This is a genomic window from Rhodococcus sp. C1 (assembly GCF_020809065.1).
Lineage (GTDB): Bacteria > Actinomycetota > Actinomycetes > Mycobacteriales > Mycobacteriaceae > Rhodococcus_F > Rhodococcus_F qingshengii.
In genome coordinates this window covers 1,235,832-1,252,331 of the sequence record NZ_CP078080.1, presented here as the reverse complement: position 1 = coordinate 1,252,331, position 16,500 = coordinate 1,235,832, and the positions used below count along the sequence as shown (strand labels likewise).

16 protein-coding genes and 1 pseudogene are annotated in these 16,500 nt (G+C 61.2%); 9 read left to right on the top strand and 8 right to left on the bottom strand.

Going from position 1 to position 16,500, the window contains the following annotated elements:
- Nucleotides 1–31 precede the first annotated feature (31 nt).
- Entirely contained in the window at nucleotides 32–1,168 is a 1,137-nt protein-coding gene (locus KTR60_RS05685; protein ID WP_228401949.1) for a GIY-YIG nuclease family protein, read from the bottom strand.
- Between the two features lie 45 nt (nucleotides 1,169–1,213).
- Nucleotides 1,214–1,801 carry a TetR/AcrR family transcriptional regulator gene (locus KTR60_RS05680; protein ID WP_228401948.1) on the bottom strand — a complete coding sequence of 196 codons (588 nt, stop codon included), beginning with the start codon at nucleotides 1,799–1,801 and terminating at the stop codon, nucleotides 1,214–1,216.
- Nucleotides 1,802–1,979: 178 nt separating this feature from the next.
- Between KTR60_RS05680 and KTR60_RS05675 the strand changes: the two genes are divergently transcribed.
- From KTR60_RS05675 to KTR60_RS05665, 3 genes are all read left to right on the top strand, one after another.
- A complete protein-coding gene (locus tag KTR60_RS05675) occupies nucleotides 1,980–3,545 on the top strand; it encodes an LVIVD repeat-containing protein (RefSeq protein WP_228401947.1) in 1,566 nt (521 codons plus the stop codon).
- Entirely contained in the window at nucleotides 3,542–4,198 is a 657-nt protein-coding gene (locus KTR60_RS05670) for a DUF305 domain-containing protein (RefSeq protein WP_064112936.1), read from the top strand. Before KTR60_RS05675 ends, KTR60_RS05670 begins: the two co-directional genes overlap by 4 nt.
- A gap of 65 nt (nucleotides 4,199–4,263) precedes the next feature.
- Entirely contained in the window at nucleotides 4,264–5,187 is a 924-nt protein-coding gene (locus KTR60_RS05665) for a DUF2797 domain-containing protein (RefSeq protein WP_058037552.1), read from the top strand.
- Between the two features lie 7 nt (nucleotides 5,188–5,194).
- On the opposite strand, the gene KTR60_RS05660 is transcribed toward KTR60_RS05665, so the two are convergent.
- On the bottom strand, nucleotides 5,195–5,665 hold the full coding sequence (locus tag KTR60_RS05660) for a hypothetical protein (RefSeq protein ID WP_228401946.1): 471 nt from the start codon (nucleotides 5,663–5,665) through the stop codon (nucleotides 5,195–5,197).
- Nucleotides 5,666–6,369: 704 nt separating this feature from the next.
- On the opposite strand from KTR60_RS05660, the gene KTR60_RS05655 reads away from it, so the two are divergent.
- The 3 genes and pseudogenes from KTR60_RS05655 to KTR60_RS05645 form a co-directional block, all read left to right on the top strand.
- Nucleotides 6,370–6,738, top strand: a complete 369-nt coding sequence (locus tag KTR60_RS05655; protein ID WP_020906454.1) for a hypothetical protein — start codon at nucleotides 6,370–6,372, stop codon at nucleotides 6,736–6,738.
- 136 nt (nucleotides 6,739–6,874) lie between these two features.
- Nucleotides 6,875–7,216 (top strand): pyridoxamine 5'-phosphate oxidase family protein, encoded by a 342-nt coding sequence (locus KTR60_RS05650; RefSeq protein ID WP_003945719.1) that lies wholly within the window; start codon nucleotides 6,875–6,877, stop codon nucleotides 7,214–7,216.
- A 78-nt stretch (nucleotides 7,217–7,294) separates the two neighbouring features.
- Nucleotides 7,295–8,038 (top strand): annotated as a pseudogene (locus KTR60_RS05645) (HNH endonuclease family protein); the annotation flags it as partial.
- 16 nt (nucleotides 8,039–8,054) lie between these two features.
- Here the strand turns inward: KTR60_RS05645 and KTR60_RS05640 are convergent.
- The 4 genes from KTR60_RS05640 to KTR60_RS05625 form a co-directional block, all read right to left on the bottom strand.
- A complete protein-coding gene (locus KTR60_RS05640; protein WP_007734610.1) occupies nucleotides 8,055–8,225 on the bottom strand; it encodes a hypothetical protein in 171 nt (56 codons plus the stop codon).
- Between the two features lie 353 nt (nucleotides 8,226–8,578).
- The gene (locus tag KTR60_RS05635; RefSeq protein ID WP_003945774.1) at nucleotides 8,579–8,947 is read right to left on the bottom strand and encodes a hypothetical protein; all 369 of its coding nucleotides are present in this window, start codon (nucleotides 8,945–8,947) and stop codon (nucleotides 8,579–8,581) included.
- A 289-nt stretch (nucleotides 8,948–9,236) separates the two neighbouring features.
- On the bottom strand, nucleotides 9,237–10,355 hold the full coding sequence (locus KTR60_RS05630) for an Ig-like domain-containing protein (RefSeq protein ID WP_054187972.1): 1,119 nt from the start codon (nucleotides 10,353–10,355) through the stop codon (nucleotides 9,237–9,239).
- A 55-nt stretch (nucleotides 10,356–10,410) separates the two neighbouring features.
- Nucleotides 10,411–11,625: an Ig-like domain-containing protein gene (locus KTR60_RS05625; protein ID WP_064443192.1), complete on the bottom strand. Its 1,215-nt coding sequence runs from the start codon at nucleotides 11,623–11,625 to the stop codon at nucleotides 10,411–10,413.
- Between the two features lie 297 nt (nucleotides 11,626–11,922).
- On the opposite strand from KTR60_RS05625, the gene KTR60_RS05620 reads away from it, so the two are divergent.
- The 3 genes from KTR60_RS05620 to KTR60_RS05610 are packed head-to-tail and all read left to right on the top strand — an operon-like array spanning nucleotide 11,923 to nucleotide 14,530.
- The gene (locus tag KTR60_RS05620) at nucleotides 11,923–13,422 is read left to right on the top strand and encodes a SulP family inorganic anion transporter (protein WP_228401945.1); all 1,500 of its coding nucleotides are present in this window, start codon (nucleotides 11,923–11,925) and stop codon (nucleotides 13,420–13,422) included.
- A gap of 35 nt (nucleotides 13,423–13,457) precedes the next feature.
- The gene (locus KTR60_RS05615) at nucleotides 13,458–13,883 is read left to right on the top strand and encodes a MerR family transcriptional regulator (protein WP_047269546.1); all 426 of its coding nucleotides are present in this window, start codon (nucleotides 13,458–13,460) and stop codon (nucleotides 13,881–13,883) included.
- Nucleotides 13,884–13,909: 26 nt separating this feature from the next.
- The gene (locus KTR60_RS05610; protein WP_003945756.1) at nucleotides 13,910–14,530 is read left to right on the top strand and encodes an L-threonylcarbamoyladenylate synthase; all 621 of its coding nucleotides are present in this window, start codon (nucleotides 13,910–13,912) and stop codon (nucleotides 14,528–14,530) included.
- Nucleotides 14,531–14,564: 34 nt separating this feature from the next.
- On the opposite strand, the gene KTR60_RS05605 is transcribed toward KTR60_RS05610, so the two are convergent.
- Complete coding sequence (locus KTR60_RS05605) at nucleotides 14,565–16,478, bottom strand: alkyl/aryl-sulfatase (protein ID WP_003945738.1); 1,914 nt, start codon at nucleotides 16,476–16,478, stop codon at nucleotides 14,565–14,567.
- Nucleotides 16,479–16,500: the final 22 nt, after the last annotated feature.

Below are 16,500 nucleotides of genomic sequence, written 5' to 3'. Positions count from 1 at the left end.
CCCACAGTGCCTTCTACCTGAAGTTGTTGCGTTACTTGGACTTACGAGGTCCCGGCATGACCGCACCTGGACGGGCGGTAGTCAACCTCGTGACCCAACCGCTGACGGGCCACTTCTTCAGGCCGACATTGTGCGGGGTGACCTCGGTTCCGACGTACTTGGCAGCAAGCTCGTCGTCGACGGTTCCGTTGAACCGCCACAGTTGGCTTCCGTCGGCATTGCGGGTGGACACCTCCCATGACTGAGCACGGAAGGCACCACGAATGATGCTGTCGGCAAACACCAGAACGGGAATTCCGATCTCGGCACGAACAGCCGCACCGGCAGACCACTCGGCGCGCGCGAGTTCGTAGATCTCTTCCGGCGTTGCTCCCGGACGGGCGGAGGCCGGTACGTGGAGGACGATGCTCGGCGTCGGGAGTTCCGGCGCGGGATCAGCCGAGTAGCGCAATGCGAGTTCCTCGACGCGGGTCGCTCGGGCGTCCTTGTCCGAGGTATCGCCTGCGAGATTGGTCAGACCCTCTCCCGCGTCGGTGATCCGCAAGGCTTCCACGATGCCGCGGACGACCTCGTCGGTAGTGGCGGCCGAATCCGTGGCGGCAGAGACCGAGCGGAGGAGTACGAAGTGCTCCACCGCCGAACCTGCGTCGTAGATCTCGCGGATCCGAGCGATCTTGGCTGCCGTCACAGCAGCATTCGACTCGGCCGGAGCGTCCGCTCCTTCGAGGTTCGCGAGTTCACCGAGCGCTTCGAATACCGGCGCGAATACTTGATTTCCCGTGCCGTGCCCGACATGGAACACCTGGTCGTTACGCGGGTCACGCAAAGCAAAGACATACTGCCCCAGCCTCTTCCCGACCTTCTCGGAGAACGGCTGCGGAGCGGGCTTCCTGACGACGACCTCGGTGGACAGAGTGCGCATCACGGCCAGACGTAGTGCGTCTGGCACGCTGGTGGAACCGGCAGCACCGGAAAAGATTGCCGCCGAAGCAGCGCTGATCGAGGTGAACGTGCGGCCGACTTGCTTCTCGAGAGTGGCAGAGACCGTACCGACCGCAGTCAGTTTTGCATCGAGGGTGCCGTCACCCTCGACAAGGAACTCCTTGATCAACGGAGCAACGAGCAAAGTGGAGCCGATAGCGCGAGGAACTGTCCAGACAATAGCCATGCCACGAGCCTAGGCGATCACCTCGAGACGCGAGGCGAACGCGACTCAGCCCGCCGCTGCCGGCCCGGCCAGTCCCTGCACAAGTAGGTTCCAGGCCGACTGCGCGACTTCTTTTCGCGAGCTCTCGGCAGTCCGTTCCATGATCGCGGCGAACATGGCGATCGCCAGGATCACGTCCTCAGCAGTCACGGACTCGCGTATCTTCCCAGCTCGACGCGCCTCCTCGAGCCGTCCTTCGAGGAGATCGGTCAGACGGGTGCCTGCCGAATTCAGTCGTGAGTCGCCGAAGGAGACGGGCTTGATGACCTCCACGAACACGATGGAGGTGGTGATCTGGTCTACCAACAATCGAAAAAGATCGTCGAGAGTCGAATCCGGATCGGCAGCCATATCTTGCAGCTCGACGATGTTCTCGTCGAACACCGCGAGTGCGAGGCTTTCGCGAGTGGGAAAGTGCCGGTAGAGGCTGCCCTGACCGACGCCGGCCGTGCGGGCGATCAGGCTGAGCGGAGCAGCAAAACCCTGAGTGGCGAACACCTCACGAGCTGCTGAGACGAGTGCCGCACGATTGCGCGCCGCATCTCTCGGCCCTCTGTTGAGAGATCCGCTATTGACGCGGCCAGACGATGTCACGCACACTACGATACCAACCGGACAGCATTGTCCGGTTGGTTGCGGCCCGACACCGGTTCACACCCCGACCCGATCGTCGTGAGCGCTCGAACACGCGCCTGCCCTCCGTGCTGCCTGTCCGTGAGATACGTCTGCCCGTGAGATACGAAAGGCAATCCCGCACCGGGAGTTGGACTCGATGAAATCGTTCACGACCATCAGAACCAGATCTGCCATCGCACTCGTCGCCTTGATCACCGTCCTTCCCGTGTGCGTCGCGTCGGCTGAGCCCGCCACTGCCCCAGGCTCGATCCACGAGAACCCGGGTGTCGCTTCCACCGCCGCAAGCCGCGCCGAATGCGGCCCGGGATCGATGCCCGAGACCGGGTTGCAGGGTGATGTTCCGGCCGAGGACCGAAACAGCGGACGCAGCCGAGACGGCTACAGCTGCAACATGTCTCAGATCGGCGGCTACTCGGGTCGCGGCGGCGGGATCACGTCCACCAACTTCGAACACTGCTCGTACGTCGGCAGTTTCTTCCCCGGGAACCTCCTGGGCCCCGCCCAGGGCGTCCAAGTTCTCGACGTGTCGGATCCTGCCAATCCCGCTCTCACCGCCACGCTGACCGAACCCGCGATGCTGGCCGGAACGTGGGAGAGCCTCAAGGTCAACACCGCGCGAAAGCTGCTGGTGGGCACGGGCGTTCCGCTCTTGACCGGCGTCGGCCTGATGTCGGTCTACGACATCTCCGATTGCGCGCACCCGAAACTGCTCAACCCCGGACCAGGAACCGATCTGGGGATGCTGCTGCCCATCACCAATCACGAGGGAGGATTTTCACCGGACGGGAACACCTACTGGTCTTCCGGCACCGCTCCCGGCGTGGTGAGCGCCGTCGATCTCACCGATCCCGCCGACCCGCGCGTCGTCTGGCAGGACCTCATCGGGTTGTCGACGCACGGCTTCGGAATCAGTCCCGACGGAAATCGCATGTACTTGTCGAACAATCTCGGCGGAATACATGTCCTCGACATCAGTGAGGTTCAGCGCCGGGTCCCGAATCCTCGGGTGCGCCAACTGTCCCAGCTCTCGTGGACCGACGGTTGGGCCACCCAACACAGCATTCCGGTCACCTACGACGGTTCGCCGTACCTGTTCACCGTCGACGAAGGTGGTTCCGGCGGAGTCAAATTGATCGACGTCTCCGATGACGACGAACCGTCGGTCGTCAATTCGGTGAAGCTCGAAATCAATCTGCCGGAGAATCAAGACGCTGCGCTGGCGTCCGCGGCCGGTGGATCGCTGTTCGCGTACGAATCTCACTACTGTTCGGCAGATCGCCCGGTCGACCCGACTGCGCTCGCATGTGGATGGATCTCGAGCGGGATTCGGGTCTTCGATGTTCGAGATCCCTTCGACGTCCACGAAATTGCGTACTTCAATCCACCTGCTCGGACCGGTGACAATCTCGAACTCGCCAACTCGCCACACGCTCTCGCGTCGCTCATCGGGGTACCCGTTCTCAGCACCCCGGCAATCGCGCAGTCGATCGCGCAGGGCCAGTTCGACCCCGGCCAAGCACTGAGTTCGCGGTCGGGCATGGTCGCTCTCGGCGACATCTCGACCGATTGGTGCTTCTCCCCGCCCGAATGGCGCGGGACCACGTTGTGGGCGACGTGCGCCGACAACGGCTTTGTTGCCATGCAACTCGAAAACGGTGTCTACACACCACCCGCCGACCAGAAGACGACCGTGGGATCATGACGGCGCCGCGATCGGTCAAAGCCGTCGCACTCGTGGCCGCGGCACTGATGCTGCTCGTACTCGGCGCAGCATTACGTCCCCTGTTCGCACCCGAGAACCACACGCAGAGAGCTGTTCTGAGCGAAACCGAAATCGGATTCGTGCACGACATGGCGGCCCACCATCAACAGGCCCTCTTCATTCTCGCGCGTCTGAGTCCCGATGTGGACCCGGCGGTGACGAGACTGGCCCAGCAGATCGACGATGTTCAACGAACGGAAATCGGTGTCATGCTCGGTTGGCTGAGGTTGGCCGGTGTCCCGCCGAATAGTAGAACGCCGATGGCGTGGATGGAGGCGTCGCCGAGCGGCGCCGGCGACTCTCGTCATCACCCGGCAACGCTGGACACCGAGACCGACTCCATGCCGGGTATGGCTACGACCGAAGAACTCGAGAAACTGAGCAGCGCTCGCGGGCTCGACGCCGAGGTCCTTTTCCTTCAACTGATGGAACGCCACCACCGTGGCGGGATCGCCATGGCGCAGGCCGCCGATGCCCTGCTCGAGAGCGGGCCGGTGAAACAGTCCGCCCGCGACATGATCAACACCCAGAGTCAGGAATCCGGGCTGATGACACTGATGCTCGAACAACGTGGGGCACAACCACTGCACTGACCCGCATGTCCAGTGACTACCATAGGTGTCGACCTGCGAACTACAGAAGGAATCGACACTTCATCATGACCCTGCTTGTTCGCGGAATCGATTGGTCGAACCCGACAGCACCGCGGATCCGATGCGTCGACGACACCACTGCTGCTACGACCTTCTTCACTCACGACTCGGTGCTGCGATTCTCCGTCGACGAGACGAAGGGCCGCCGCTGCCTCGGCTGGCGAGATCTCACCGCCGAAGGTCCAGGACACTCGCCGTGCGACCGCGGGGCGACGGTCACCGCAGGACGCCAATGCGACCGATGCCGAAATCGTGAGGGGTTCACCACGGTTCATCAGGCACACGTCAGCGGCGCGCACATTCATCCGAATGTGCGTACCTACCTCGCACAACCACAATGGCTCTACGTCGACGTATTCGCCGGCGGCCAGATGAAGGTGGGGACGGCGTCCGAGTTCCGCAAGCATCCGCGAGTCGCCGAACAAGGGGCAGTCTGCGCATTGTTCGTAGCGCGGTCGACGGACGGTTACAGCATTCGCGCCCTCGAAGCCCGAGTTTCGGAGCACTTCCACTTGAGCCAGGCAATACGTACGTCTCGGAAGATCGAAGCGTTGACAGGTCCCTTGGATCGAGAGAAACTACGAAAGTCGTTGCACCACTTCGTATCGTCGATCAAAGACGAGCTGAATGACATCGGATCGGACATCGACGGAATCGAGATCCTGGAGGCTCCCGAAGAATGGACGGCGCCGGCGTGCGCTGACGTGGTCTTCGATGCGGCACCGTTGATCGCGTATCCGCACACTTTCGAGTCCGGGGAACATTCCTTGTATCTGGAGGGCCTTGCCGGTTCGATCGCCTCGCTGCGGATCGACCCCGATCCTGAATCGCCACGCTTCGTCGCGGATGTGTCCGGACTGGTCGGTCGAACCATCACCGTCGGCGAGTTCGAGTCCCCTGGCGTGGCGATTCAGGAATCGTTGTTCTGAAAGTAGGTCAGCAACTTCCCGCGGTCGCTGCGGCGAATCCGCGAGTGACCTCGGCCTGCTCGTCGGCAGACAGGCTCGACCATTCGGGATAAGCCTGGATGGAGGTCAGCATGTCGTTTGCCAATGATTCACGCGTCATGCCCATTTCCTCTCCGGACTCGTCGATGGCCGGCTGGTATGCGTCGAGGTACCGGAGAACGTCGGAGCACGCCTGCGCGTAGGTCCGTGGCAGCGCCGAACTCACATTCGGGTCGGACGGGACCTCAGCCGGAGCACTCGAGTCGACCGAAGGGGTCTCGGTAGGTATTTCCGACGACGTCGCCGGAGCCTCGAATGACGTCGTCGACGTCGCCGTGGTGGTCGCCGAAGCAGTGGAAGTGAGTGTTCCGACCTCGGTCGGCTTGTCTCCGTCAGAACCGCAGGCAACCAGCGCCACCAGCGAGCAGGCACCGATGAACCCGGTGATCGTTTTCTTCATCCCTCAAGGATGCCAGAGGGCCACTGGCGCTCGAACGGACCGGCGTCGCCCGTCAGCGCCAATTGCCCGAGCATCCTGCCGAATCCGAGCGCCTCGCCCTCCCGACTGCGGGATTGGACTGTATGCCCCGTTCGCGAACCCATGCTACGGTGACTTAACTGCAAAATAACTACGGGTGGGATTGTCCGGTCTGCCGCGTTCATCCGGAACGCTCCGATCGGAAATAGTTCGTCTATAAGGGGCTGGAACGAGTGGGACTTTTTCGTCGACGAGGTTCCCGCGAGGAAGACGACGATCGCGGGCAAAACCTCGATCGCAGCGACCCCGGGTACGCCGCCTGGTTCGCGAACGTCGCCGACGCGGGTGGTCAGCCGATTCCGTACAAGCGACCGCTGACCGCACCGGTGTATCCGCAACTCCAGCCGCCGGCCCCGGACTACGAGACGGATACGAGACGGCCACTCAACGCACCCGCCGGAGACGGCTGGCTACCCGCAGACCGCATCGACGAATTCGAGTCGTCGAATGGCCGCCCATCTGCACCGAACGGAACGAGCCCACAAATCTCACAAACTGAAAAGTTGCCGCCCGACCCACTCCCGACGCCGCAACCAACGATTCCACCTCGAAATGTACCGATGACTTCACCACCGAAGCATCACCTGGAGTCGCCCCGCGCGACTCGGCCCTACCAAGGAGAAGCAATGAGCAACATCGACAAGATCCTCGGCGAATTGATGCGCATCGACGGTGCCAGCGGTGCAGCCGTCGTCGACGCCGACAGCGGAATGGTTCTCGGCATGAGCGGCAACCCGTCATTCAGCCTCGAGTACGCCGGCGCCGGCAACTCCGAGGTTGTGCGAGCAAAGCTCCGCACGATGAGTAACTTGGGGATTACCGACACCCTGGAAGACATCCTGATCACCCTGAGCAACCAGTACCACCTCATTCGCGTCCTCGAGACGCCCGGACTGTCGACGCTGTTCGTGTACCTCGTTTTGGACCGTGCGCGTGCGAACCTGGCGCTGGCCCGCCACAAGCTGGGCGAACAGACCCCCAAGATCGAGATCTGACGCTTCCACTTCCTTCCCGACAATGCCCGGTCCTCGCCAACGGCGAGGGCCGGGCATTGTTCGTTCCGAACACTCGATTGGTGAACCTCGCGCCGGCGCCGATACGGGGACCGTGACTATCGCGGATGCTCCTTGCGTGTGGTTGACCACCCTCCGAAGCGACGGCTCGCCGCACACGACTCCGGTCTGGTTCTTACTGCATCAGAACACATTCTGGATACCGAGCGCTGAGCAGAATCGTAAGGTTCGGAACCTGCTGGACGATCCTCGGGTCTCGTTGGCAGTCGACGGATCCGCTGGCGACCCGTGGGTCGCACAGGGCCTCGCGACAATTCATCACGATGTCGGCGAATTCGTCGACCTCCTGAGACTTTTCGGCGAGAAGTACGACGGCTGGGATGCCGCAGACGAAACTCGTGACGGTCCGCGGGTCCTCGTCTCGGTCCCGGTGACTCGATGGTTCCTTCGACCAGACTGACAGACAGTGCCGGTTAGGCCCGAATTGTCGTGAATGACATACTTGTAGTTCATCTCTCGCAGAAATGGACTCTCACACATGGCACGCACGGCACATCACAGGCGCGGCATCACCGGCGTCACCATCGGCATTGCTGCCGTGATCGTGCTGGGAGGTTGCGCCAATTCCAACGCCGACGCGCCCGAAACATCTTCTCTCGGTTCGGGAATCGGATCCGGTGTCACCACGACGGTCGTGACCGAAGCCTCGGCTCCTTCGTCCGCCGCAATTGAACTGCTGGCACAGATCCCCGTCAAGGGACGCGCACCCAAGACCGGATACGACCGCGCGCTGTTCGGTACCGCCTGGACCGACGACGTCACCGTCGAATTCGGCCACAACGGCTGCGATACTCGCAACGACATCCTGCGGCGTGACCTCACCGACCTGACATTCAAGGACGGCTCCAAAAGCTGCTCGGTCCAAACCGGTACGCTCCGTGACCCGTACACGAACAAGACCATCGCGTTCACCCGCGGCCAGGACACGTCTTCTGCAGTCCAGATCGATCATGTAGTCGCACTCTCGGACGCCTGGCAGAAGGGCGCACAACAGCTCGATACACAGACGCGAACCAATCTGGCCAACGACCCTCGAAACCTGCGCGCTGTCGACGGGCCCACGAACCAGAAGAAGTCGGATTCCGACGCGGCGACCTGGCTGCCACCCAACAAGGCCTACCGCTGCCAGTACGTGACTGCTCAAGTGGAAGTCAAAGCGGCATACGGTTTGTGGGTCACCCAAGCCGAACACGACACCATCGCAGACATTCTCGCGACCTGCTGAACTCTTGCGGTGATCAGCGGCCCTTGATCAGATACCGCACAATCGCCATTCCGAGCGCGAGGCCCACTACGGTGGCGAGCGCTGCAACCAGACCGTGACCGGTCAGTGCGACGAACACACCGGTGATGACTGCGACGACGGCAATGATCCCCGCGTCCACTCTGCTTTGACCACGTTCAGGCATGGCACTCTCTCGTGCTGTCAGGTCCGTCCGCTCCCCTCGTAGCGGACGGACCCAGCGGCAATCTGTCGAAATGCGCGAACTCCGGTGGCCTCACCGGGCTGACTTTGCGGGCGGTCCTGCGAGGCCGGCACGTCCCCCGGAGCCAACTCACATCGGTTCACGAAGTCCGTACCTTCGCAGAATATACCGATTGGTAGGTAATTACCGAGGGCTAAAGTCCCTGGTCATGGACTCATGCGACGAGTGGTCGGAAACTCGAGACGAACGAGCACATCCGCGAGGCGAGCGTTAGCCGAGATAGCAGAGGTCCGTGGCCACGGCCAGAGGCCCATCTGGAATCAGAGCGGCGACGTCTATGACCCGAAAAGTGATCCGAGATCCAACGATCCGACTGACGACACTCGCTTCCAATCAGAGCAATATGCGGTGGTGAAGCGAGAATCCGTCAAGAGAATCGTGACTGTCGCCGGTTCGAGGGTGCTTTCGAACTCGAGTACATTCAATTCACCATCGCCATCGACTTTCGCTCGGCCGTATATGCACGGCATGTCAGCTGATACGGGCCCAGACGTCGTGTAGGTTCCCGGCAACACCTCCCACGGCACGTCGAACAGCCCGTGACCGGGAATCGTTCCCGGCGCTGCTGAGGCCGCAGACGTCCCGATCATTGCCACACCGACAGCTACTGCTGCAGCGGACGCGAGCAAACTAACCTTGCGCATTTTCCCTACCTTGTTCATACCTGAACCGCAGCGGCGAGTTCGAAGGCTTGTTGATGTAAGAACCCGCGGTTCGCGCAGTTCTTCAACTCACGGTAGTAAAAGGGCACGAGTTTTGGTGAGCTACCTTTTTGTGGTTCTGGCCCGATTTCCGTGACGGAGACTCCCATTGAGAAAAACTGGGAACGCCGGCGTTGCGGCTCTCGGCATGATTCGAACCTGTCATTCCAGTATTCGATCACACACCCGCATTCGAGCCGAAACGTCGACGCTCCCCTGCCGTTTGGGTGACTCAGCCTCCGAGTGAGCCCGTCGGCAGCTTCGAGAAGATGTCCCCGAGGCTTCCGGTTCCACCAGGAGTTTCCGGTTCCGTCGGATCCACCGGCTCGACGACGATGACACCAGGCACGGTGACGGTCACGGTCTTGTCCGCAGATTCCGAAGAACTGAACTTCTTGGTACCCAAGAACTTTGCGGTGATGCGATGCTCGCCCTGGTCGCGGAACGGCCAGACCAGTTCTGCATGGCCATTGGAATCGACTGTGGCGCTGCCGATCTTCGTATCGCCGTCGAAGAACTCGACCGTTCCCTCACCCGGGTTCGGGTCGATACTCGCCGCAATCTTGACGTCTTCGCCCGTCAGTGCCTCCAGTGCGACAGCGACCATCGTCTCGGTCTGGTTGGTCGTGAAGACCTCGGTAGTCGAGAGGGCGCTGCGTCCCTCGCCCGCAGCAACACAATACCCAGCGGCATTGACCCACCGGGACTCACCGAAACTCATGCTCGTGTCTTTGATCTTGATGCTCGGGCTCGTCGCCCCGGCGCGCAGGTGCGTCGTCGCGTTTCCCTCGTCGGACCGAGCTTCGAGTTTCAATTCGACTGCCGGTAAACGAAAGTCCGTGTTGGCCTTGACTTGCAGCCCTTCCTTGGGCTTGTTGTCGTTCGCGCTCGGACCGTCGTTGACTGTCTTGTTGCCGGTACCGGTAATTCGCAGGTACTCACCCGCTGGGTTCGCGTTTCCGTCTGCGCCCACCCGGAGCAGCACCGCAGTCTCGCCGGTCAAGTTGGACGACGAATCACCGACGAGGGAGTACGAAACCAGGGTTGCCCCTTGCGGTAGTGCGATGTCGTACTTGATACGACCGGTGTCCGAATCCGAACTACGCATGGTGCCTGGATGCAATTTCACTGTGAACTGTTCGCCGGGACGCACGGACGTGGGCGCCGTTACCTCCATGTTGTCGGAGAACGACGAATCCCAATCGGTGGCGCCGTCGACCCGGCACTTGTGTTCGAAGGAAACTGTCCGCGTCACGGTATCGGAAGCCGCTGCCACCGGCGCGGACACAGCGAGGAGTCCGGCCGCGAGTGCTGGTACGACAGCGCAAACTGCCAGAGTGCGGGGGTTCATGTGTTGCCTTTCAGAAGAACTCGGCCATTGAAAGTTCAGTGAGGTAGGACCGTGATCACTTGCCACCGAGCGAACCCGTCGGCAGCTGCGGCAGAACGGACTCGAGGCTGCCGAGACCGCCCGGAGTGCCCGGATCGGTCGGGTTGGGATCGACCGGACCTGTGGTGTCACCGGTCACCGTGAGTACGTGTGCCGCCGACGTGTACTTCGCCTCGTCTCCGGTAGCGGTGAATACTGCAGTCACGGACTTGGTACCCGCCTTACCGAAGGTGAGATCCAGGCGCGCAATACCGCGAACCACCGGCCGCGGGTCACCGACGGGTTTGCCGTCGACCATGAACTGTACTGTTCCCGTTGCGTTTTCCGGATCGACGTGAGAAGCAAAAGACACCTTGGTACCGGTCGCGGCGGTAGCCGGTCCTTCGAGCTTAGTCACGATGTCCGCGCCTGGCTCAGGATCAACGGGCCCCAGGTCCCCGTCGATCTTCGTGGATGCCAGGGCGCCGGCACCGGCATTGAGGGGGCCGGTCTCAGCGTCGCGCGGCGAGCAGGATGTGGGCGCCCAGATGGTTCCCGCGAGCCAGTGACTGACCTGAGGGAGGAAGGTCAAAAATGACTCCGGCCCACCGAAAGTACCTGCAGCACCCGAAGTCCGGACATTGGTTTCGACTGCGCCGGAAGGCCCGGCCTTTACGGTGATTCTGATCTTCGGAAAGACGATGTCCGTCTCGGCTCCGGACTGAGCATTGATCGCCAGCCCGCCGTGCGCACCCGACGACGATGACGGGCTGTTGCCGATCGCTTCGTTTGCGCCGGACAACCGGAGTATCGGACCGTCCGCTGCGGGAGTGCCGTCTTCGTTGACACGAATCACCGAAGCAGGTTTCCCGGCAATAACATTGCCCGGATCGGTGACCGTCGCCGAAACGAACTCCGCGTTGGTCGGAATCGGCAGATCAATCTTCAGACGCGAGATCTTCTTGACGCTTGCGCCGCTCACATCGTTCGGGATCTGGACGCTACCCGGATCCACGTCGATGTCGAAGACCTGACCTGGCGCGACTACCGTCGGAGCCGAAACCCGCACCGTGGCAGGCTTTCCGTCTGACGAAGGACCGGAGAACGCACTCGGAACTGCGCGGCACGTGACCTGGAACGTTGTCGACGTGGTTTCTGCAACGGGCGCCGCGGTTGCCGGAATCACGGCCACAGCGGTTCCACCGGCAAGGAGGCCGGTAAGGAGCGCAGCATTCAGTAGGCGTTTTGACATGATGTCCTCTCGGAACAACCTGATTGACGTTTGCCGCCGAACTGTAACGGAGCCAGCGCCCGAGTTGACCCGTTTTCAATAAACAAAACCCACACAGTAGGTAAATACTTGGTAAGAGTTGCTAGTCGTCACATCTGACCGCCGCCGCAGGCCTTTCCTCTCTCGATCAATCTCGCAATTCGAGATTCACTGCAGGGAAACACAATTCGACAGAAGTTCGCACCATAGAGAGATCTCCGGTCATACTCTACCCTTACAGGAGGGTAGAGTATGAGAACCTCGTCAGGACGGAATCTCATGGCAGTAACCATCGCTTCATCCACCAACGACAATTCGGTTCGGGCCGCGCTCCGGTCACCTCACCGTCTCAAAACGGAGGTTTTGGCCGGACTGGTCGTGGCGTTGGCACTGATTCCCGAGGCGATCTCGTTCTCGATCATCGCCGGCGTCGATCCGCGGGTAGGACTGTTCGCGTCGTTCACGATGGCAGTGACCATCGCCGTCGTCGGCGGACGACCCGCAATGATCTCCGCAGCTACCGGCGCCGTCGCACTGGTCGTCGCTCCACTGACGCGCGAGTACGGAATCGACTACCTGATTGCGACAGTCCTTCTGGCCGGCCTTCTCCAGATCGTGCTGGGCCTCCTGGGCGTCGCAAAGTTGATGCGCTTCATTCCGCGCAGCGTCATGGTGGGATTCGTCAACGCACTCGCCATCTTGATCTTCATCGCCCAACTCCCCCACCTGATCGATGTTCCGTGGCTCGTCTACCCACTCCTTGCAGTCGCACTTCTGATACTCGTATTCCTGCCGAAACTGACGAACTCCGTCCCGGCTCCACTGGTGGCAATCGTGCTACTGACAACCGCCACAGTCGTTTTCGCGTTCGATGTCCCCAACGTCGGCGACGAGGGCGAGCTTCCGTCGAGCCTACCGACGCTACTGTTCCCCGACGTCCCCCTGGACATGCACACACTGTCGATCATTGCGCCGTACGCATTGGCCATGGCGCTCGTCGGACTCCTCGAATCGTTGATGACGGCCAAGCTCGTCGACGACGTCACGGATACTCACTCGAACAAGACCCGAGAAGGGTGGGGCCAAGGCGTCGCGAACATCGTCACCGGCTTCTTCGGGGGCATGGGAGGGTGCGCGATGATCGGCCAGACCATGATCAACGTCAAGGTCTCCGGCGCTCGCACTCGAATCTCGACTTTCCTGGCGGGCGTGTTCTTGCTGATACTCGTCGTCGGCCTCGGCGATGTGGTGGCGTTGATTCCCATGGCCGCATTGGTGGCCGTCATGATCATGGTCTCGGTCGGCACTTTCGATTGGCACAGCATCAATCCGAAGACCCTGCGCCGCATGCCGATCGGCGAGACAGTGGTCATGTTGGTCACCGTGGTAGTCACCGTCGCCACCCACAATCTTGCCTACGGCGTGATCATCGGAGTGATCACCGCGATGGTCATCTTCGCCCGCCGCGTCGCGCATCTCACCGAAGTGATCGACGTCGCGCATCCGGACGAGGACACCCGTGTCTATGCGGTTCGAGGCGAACTGTTCTTCGCATCCAGCAACGATCTGATCTACCAATTCGACTACGCCGGCGACCCGAAGAACATTGTCATCGATCTGTCCGAGTCTCATGTCTGGGACGCGTCGACCGTCGCGACACTGGACGCCATCACCACCAAGTACGCGGCCAGAGGCAAGAATGTCGAGATCGTGGGGCTCGACGACGCATCGGCCGAGCGCCACCTGCGCCTGTCCGGTCGCCTGGGTGACGGTCACTGAGAGTATGGAAGCCCAGCGCGAGGAAAGTGGGAGTGATGTCTGAGCCGGAACATGCGGGCCAAGGGCCGAACATGCAGATCGGACAGGTTGCCGAACGCACCGAACTGTCGATCAAGACGATTCGTCATTACGACGAGGTCGGTCTGGTTACTCCGTCCGAGCGGAGCGCCGGAGGATTCCGCCTCTATACCGAGGCCGATGTCCAACGGCTACTGGTAATCCGACGAATGAAGCCACTCGGATTCAGTCTCGAAGAAATGAAACAACTTCTCGATTCTCTGGCAGTGCTCGGCGACGAAGCTTCGGACGCGCCAACGCGCACCGCTGCAACCGAATTCGTCACCGACTGCCACACCCGGGCGGAAGAAAGCTGCACACACTTACGTAAGCAACTCGCCTACGCCGAAGAGCTGACGGGTTTGCTCGCCGACCACAGTCTCAACGGTGAACGGCATTCGTGATCTGCAAGCTGAACTAAGCTGAGTTGATGGCCCGATACTTCGACGTTCACCCGGAAAACCCGCAGCCGCGCGCGATCAGCCAGATCGTCGAAATGCTGCGCAACGACGCGGTCATCGCCTACCCCACCGACTCCTGCTACGCCCTGGGCGCCCGAATGGACAATCACTCGGGCACCGATCGGATCCGCGAGATCCGTCATCTGCGTTCGGACCATCACTTCACGCTGGTCTGTGCCGATTTCGCGCAGCTCGGGCACTTCGTCCACGTCACCAACTCGGCGTTCCGCGCGGTGAAAGCGGCTACGCCTGGGCAGTACACGTTCATCCTTCCCGCCACGAAGGAAGTTCCGCGTAGGCTGGCACACGCCAAGAAGAAGACCGTCGGAGTGCGTATCCCCAGCCACCCGGTAGTGCGGGCACTCTTGCAAGAGTTGGGTGAACCCATCCTCTCCAGCACCCTTCTCCTGCCCGGCGCCGAGGAACCGATGACGGACGGCTGGCAGATCAAGGAAGAACTCGACCACCAACTCGACGCCGTCATCGACTCGGGTGACTGCGGAACCGAACCCACCACAGTCGTCGACTATTCGTCCGGTGTTCCCGAAATCGTGCGGGTCGGCGCGGGAGATCCTTCTCGTTTCGAATGATCCCCCGCCCGGGCCACATCATGGAGTCGACCAGTCACGGCGTGACGATATCGAACCACAGATCGAAGTCCTCCAGCAGCGAGATGAACGTCTCCAGTTCGGACTGATCTCCCACAGCTTTTGCCGTTCCGGCCTTGATGGATTCGGTGAGCGAGGTCGTTCCCAGATACACCTCGTTGAACACGGCACGGGTCAAGGTCAGAGTCAGGGCGGCCGAAGCATCTGCCTTGTCCATGTCGTAGTTCAGCACGCCGTTGCGCACTGTGACCAGGACGTTGTCCGCGGTGTCCGACAACACGAATCGCAACGACAGGTCGACGTCGGCGGCCTTCGGGCCATCGAGGCGAACTGCCCAGAAATCCAGCATCTGTTCGAGCGGCATCACTGCGACCACGGCCGGGCCAGTGGGGTTGTTGGACGGCATCGGCGCCAGCGGATGCCGCAATTCCATCGCTCCGACCAGGTAGAAGTTGCGCCACGTACCGTTCTCGGCTTGGTAGCCGAGTTGTTCGTACGTGTCCGCCAACAACTCTCGCGCTTTCTGATTACTCGGATCGGCGAACACCAGATGGTTCACCAGCTCCGCGGCCCAGCGGTAGTCGCCGTCGTCGAACGCCTGCTTGCCCTTGGTCAAAAGTGCGTCCGGCCCGCCGACGGCTTCGACGTAGCGCTTGCCGTTCTCCACCGGCGGATGGGGATTGAGATGAGCGGGAACGCCGTCGAACCAACCGAGATAGAAGGTGTAGATCGCTTTGACGTTGTGACTGAGCGAGCCGTAGTACCCACGGTTGTACCACTGCTTTCCGATCGCGTCGGGTACCTCGATCTGGTCGGCAATCTCTACCGGTGTCAGTCCCTTGTTGGCAAGGCGCAACGTCTGATCGTGCAGATACTTGTACAGATCTGCCTGATCCGACATCAGCTTCAATATCTTGTCGTTGCCCCACGTGGGCCAATGATGCTGCGCAAAGATGATTTCGACGTCGGGGAACAGTTCCATTGCCAGACGCACGTAGTGCGACCACGCTTTGGCGTCGCGAGTCTTGGCGCCGCGCAACGTGTATAGATTGTGCATCGTGTGCGTGACGTCCTCGGCTGACCCGAGCGCCTTGAAATCTGGTAAATAGAAGAGCATTTCGGATGGCGCTTCGGTTCCCGGCGCGAGCATGAACGTCACGCGCACACCGTCGATGACCTCTTCGTGCACCGGTTCGGTGATGACGTCGGTAGGCACGGCAAACGTCGAAGTGCCGTGCGAAGTGGACAGGCCGAGACCACCGGATACCTGCCCTTGTGGCCCCGGACGCAGGAACGATCCGTACATGTACATTCCGCGACGTGTCATCGCCGTGCCGGCAAGTACGTTCTCGGAAATCGCTTCCTCGGTGAAACTGTCTGGTGCGTAGACCTTTACGGCACCGGACTCGATCTCTTCGTCGGTGACAAATCCTTTGACACCGCCGAAGTGATCGCCGTGGGAGTGCGTGAAGATGATTGCCTTGACCGGAACCTTCGGGCGGTGCTGGTAGTACAACTCCAGCGCGAGAGCGGCTGTTTCCGCGGACATCAGAGTGTCACCGATGATCAACCCGGTGTCGCCCTCGATGATCGTCGTGTTGGACAAGTCCTGGCCGATCACCTGGTACAGACGATCAGCCAGCTTGAACAGTCCACCGCCCTTTCCCATCAAAGTGGCTTGGCGCCACAGACTCGGGTTGACGGTATCCGGTGCATCGCCGTCGGCGAACCCGTAGGCGTCGTACGAGAAGATGAACTGCCCTTTGTCACCTTTGACCAGTCCGCCATCGATGAGCGGTGCCACGAGACCTCGAGAAATCAGTTCGAAGTCGAAGGTGTCGTCGAAAGGAAGGTCACGGAGAACCTGGGCATTTGCCAGGCGAGTCGCTTCGGTGGCGGGCTTGGGGTCGAGTTCGGACGGTGTAGTCATCTTCTCTTACGCTCCTCGGGAA

What these genes read in the sequence shown, in the direction of transcription:
- KTR60_RS05685 (WP_228401949.1), bottom strand. Translation starts at nt 1,168, where the DNA reads ATGGCTATTGTCTGGACAGTTCCTCGCGCTATCGGCTCCACTTTGCTC.
- KTR60_RS05675 (WP_228401947.1), top strand. Translation starts at nt 1,980, where the DNA reads ATGAAATCGTTCACGACCATCAGAACCAGATCTGCCATCGCACTCGTC.
- KTR60_RS05670 (WP_064112936.1), top strand. Translation starts at nt 3,542, where the DNA reads ATGACGGCGCCGCGATCGGTCAAAGCCGTCGCACTCGTGGCCGCGGCA.
- KTR60_RS05665 (WP_058037552.1), top strand. Translation starts at nt 4,264, where the DNA reads ATGACCCTGCTTGTTCGCGGAATCGATTGGTCGAACCCGACAGCACCG.
- KTR60_RS05660 (WP_228401946.1), bottom strand. Translation starts at nt 5,665, where the DNA reads ATGAAGAAAACGATCACCGGGTTCATCGGTGCCTGCTCGCTGGTGGCG.
- KTR60_RS05655 (WP_020906454.1), top strand. Translation starts at nt 6,370, where the DNA reads ATGAGCAACATCGACAAGATCCTCGGCGAATTGATGCGCATCGACGGT.
- KTR60_RS05640 (WP_007734610.1), bottom strand. Translation starts at nt 8,225, where the DNA reads ATGCCTGAACGTGGTCAAAGCAGAGTGGACGCGGGGATCATTGCCGTC.
- KTR60_RS05635 (WP_003945774.1), bottom strand. Translation starts at nt 8,947, where the DNA reads ATGCGCAAGGTTAGTTTGCTCGCGTCCGCTGCAGCAGTAGCTGTCGGT.
- KTR60_RS05630 (WP_054187972.1), bottom strand. Translation starts at nt 10,355, where the DNA reads ATGAACCCCCGCACTCTGGCAGTTTGCGCTGTCGTACCAGCACTCGCG.
- KTR60_RS05625 (WP_064443192.1), bottom strand. Translation starts at nt 11,625, where the DNA reads ATGTCAAAACGCCTACTGAATGCTGCGCTCCTTACCGGCCTCCTTGCC.
- KTR60_RS05620 (WP_228401945.1), top strand. Translation starts at nt 11,923, where the DNA reads ATGGCAGTAACCATCGCTTCATCCACCAACGACAATTCGGTTCGGGCC.
- KTR60_RS05615 (WP_047269546.1), top strand. Translation starts at nt 13,458, where the DNA reads ATGTCTGAGCCGGAACATGCGGGCCAAGGGCCGAACATGCAGATCGGA.
- KTR60_RS05610 (WP_003945756.1), top strand. Translation starts at nt 13,910, where the DNA reads ATGGCCCGATACTTCGACGTTCACCCGGAAAACCCGCAGCCGCGCGCG.
- KTR60_RS05605 (WP_003945738.1), bottom strand. Translation starts at nt 16,478, where the DNA reads ATGACTACACCGTCCGAACTCGACCCCAAGCCCGCCACCGAAGCGACT.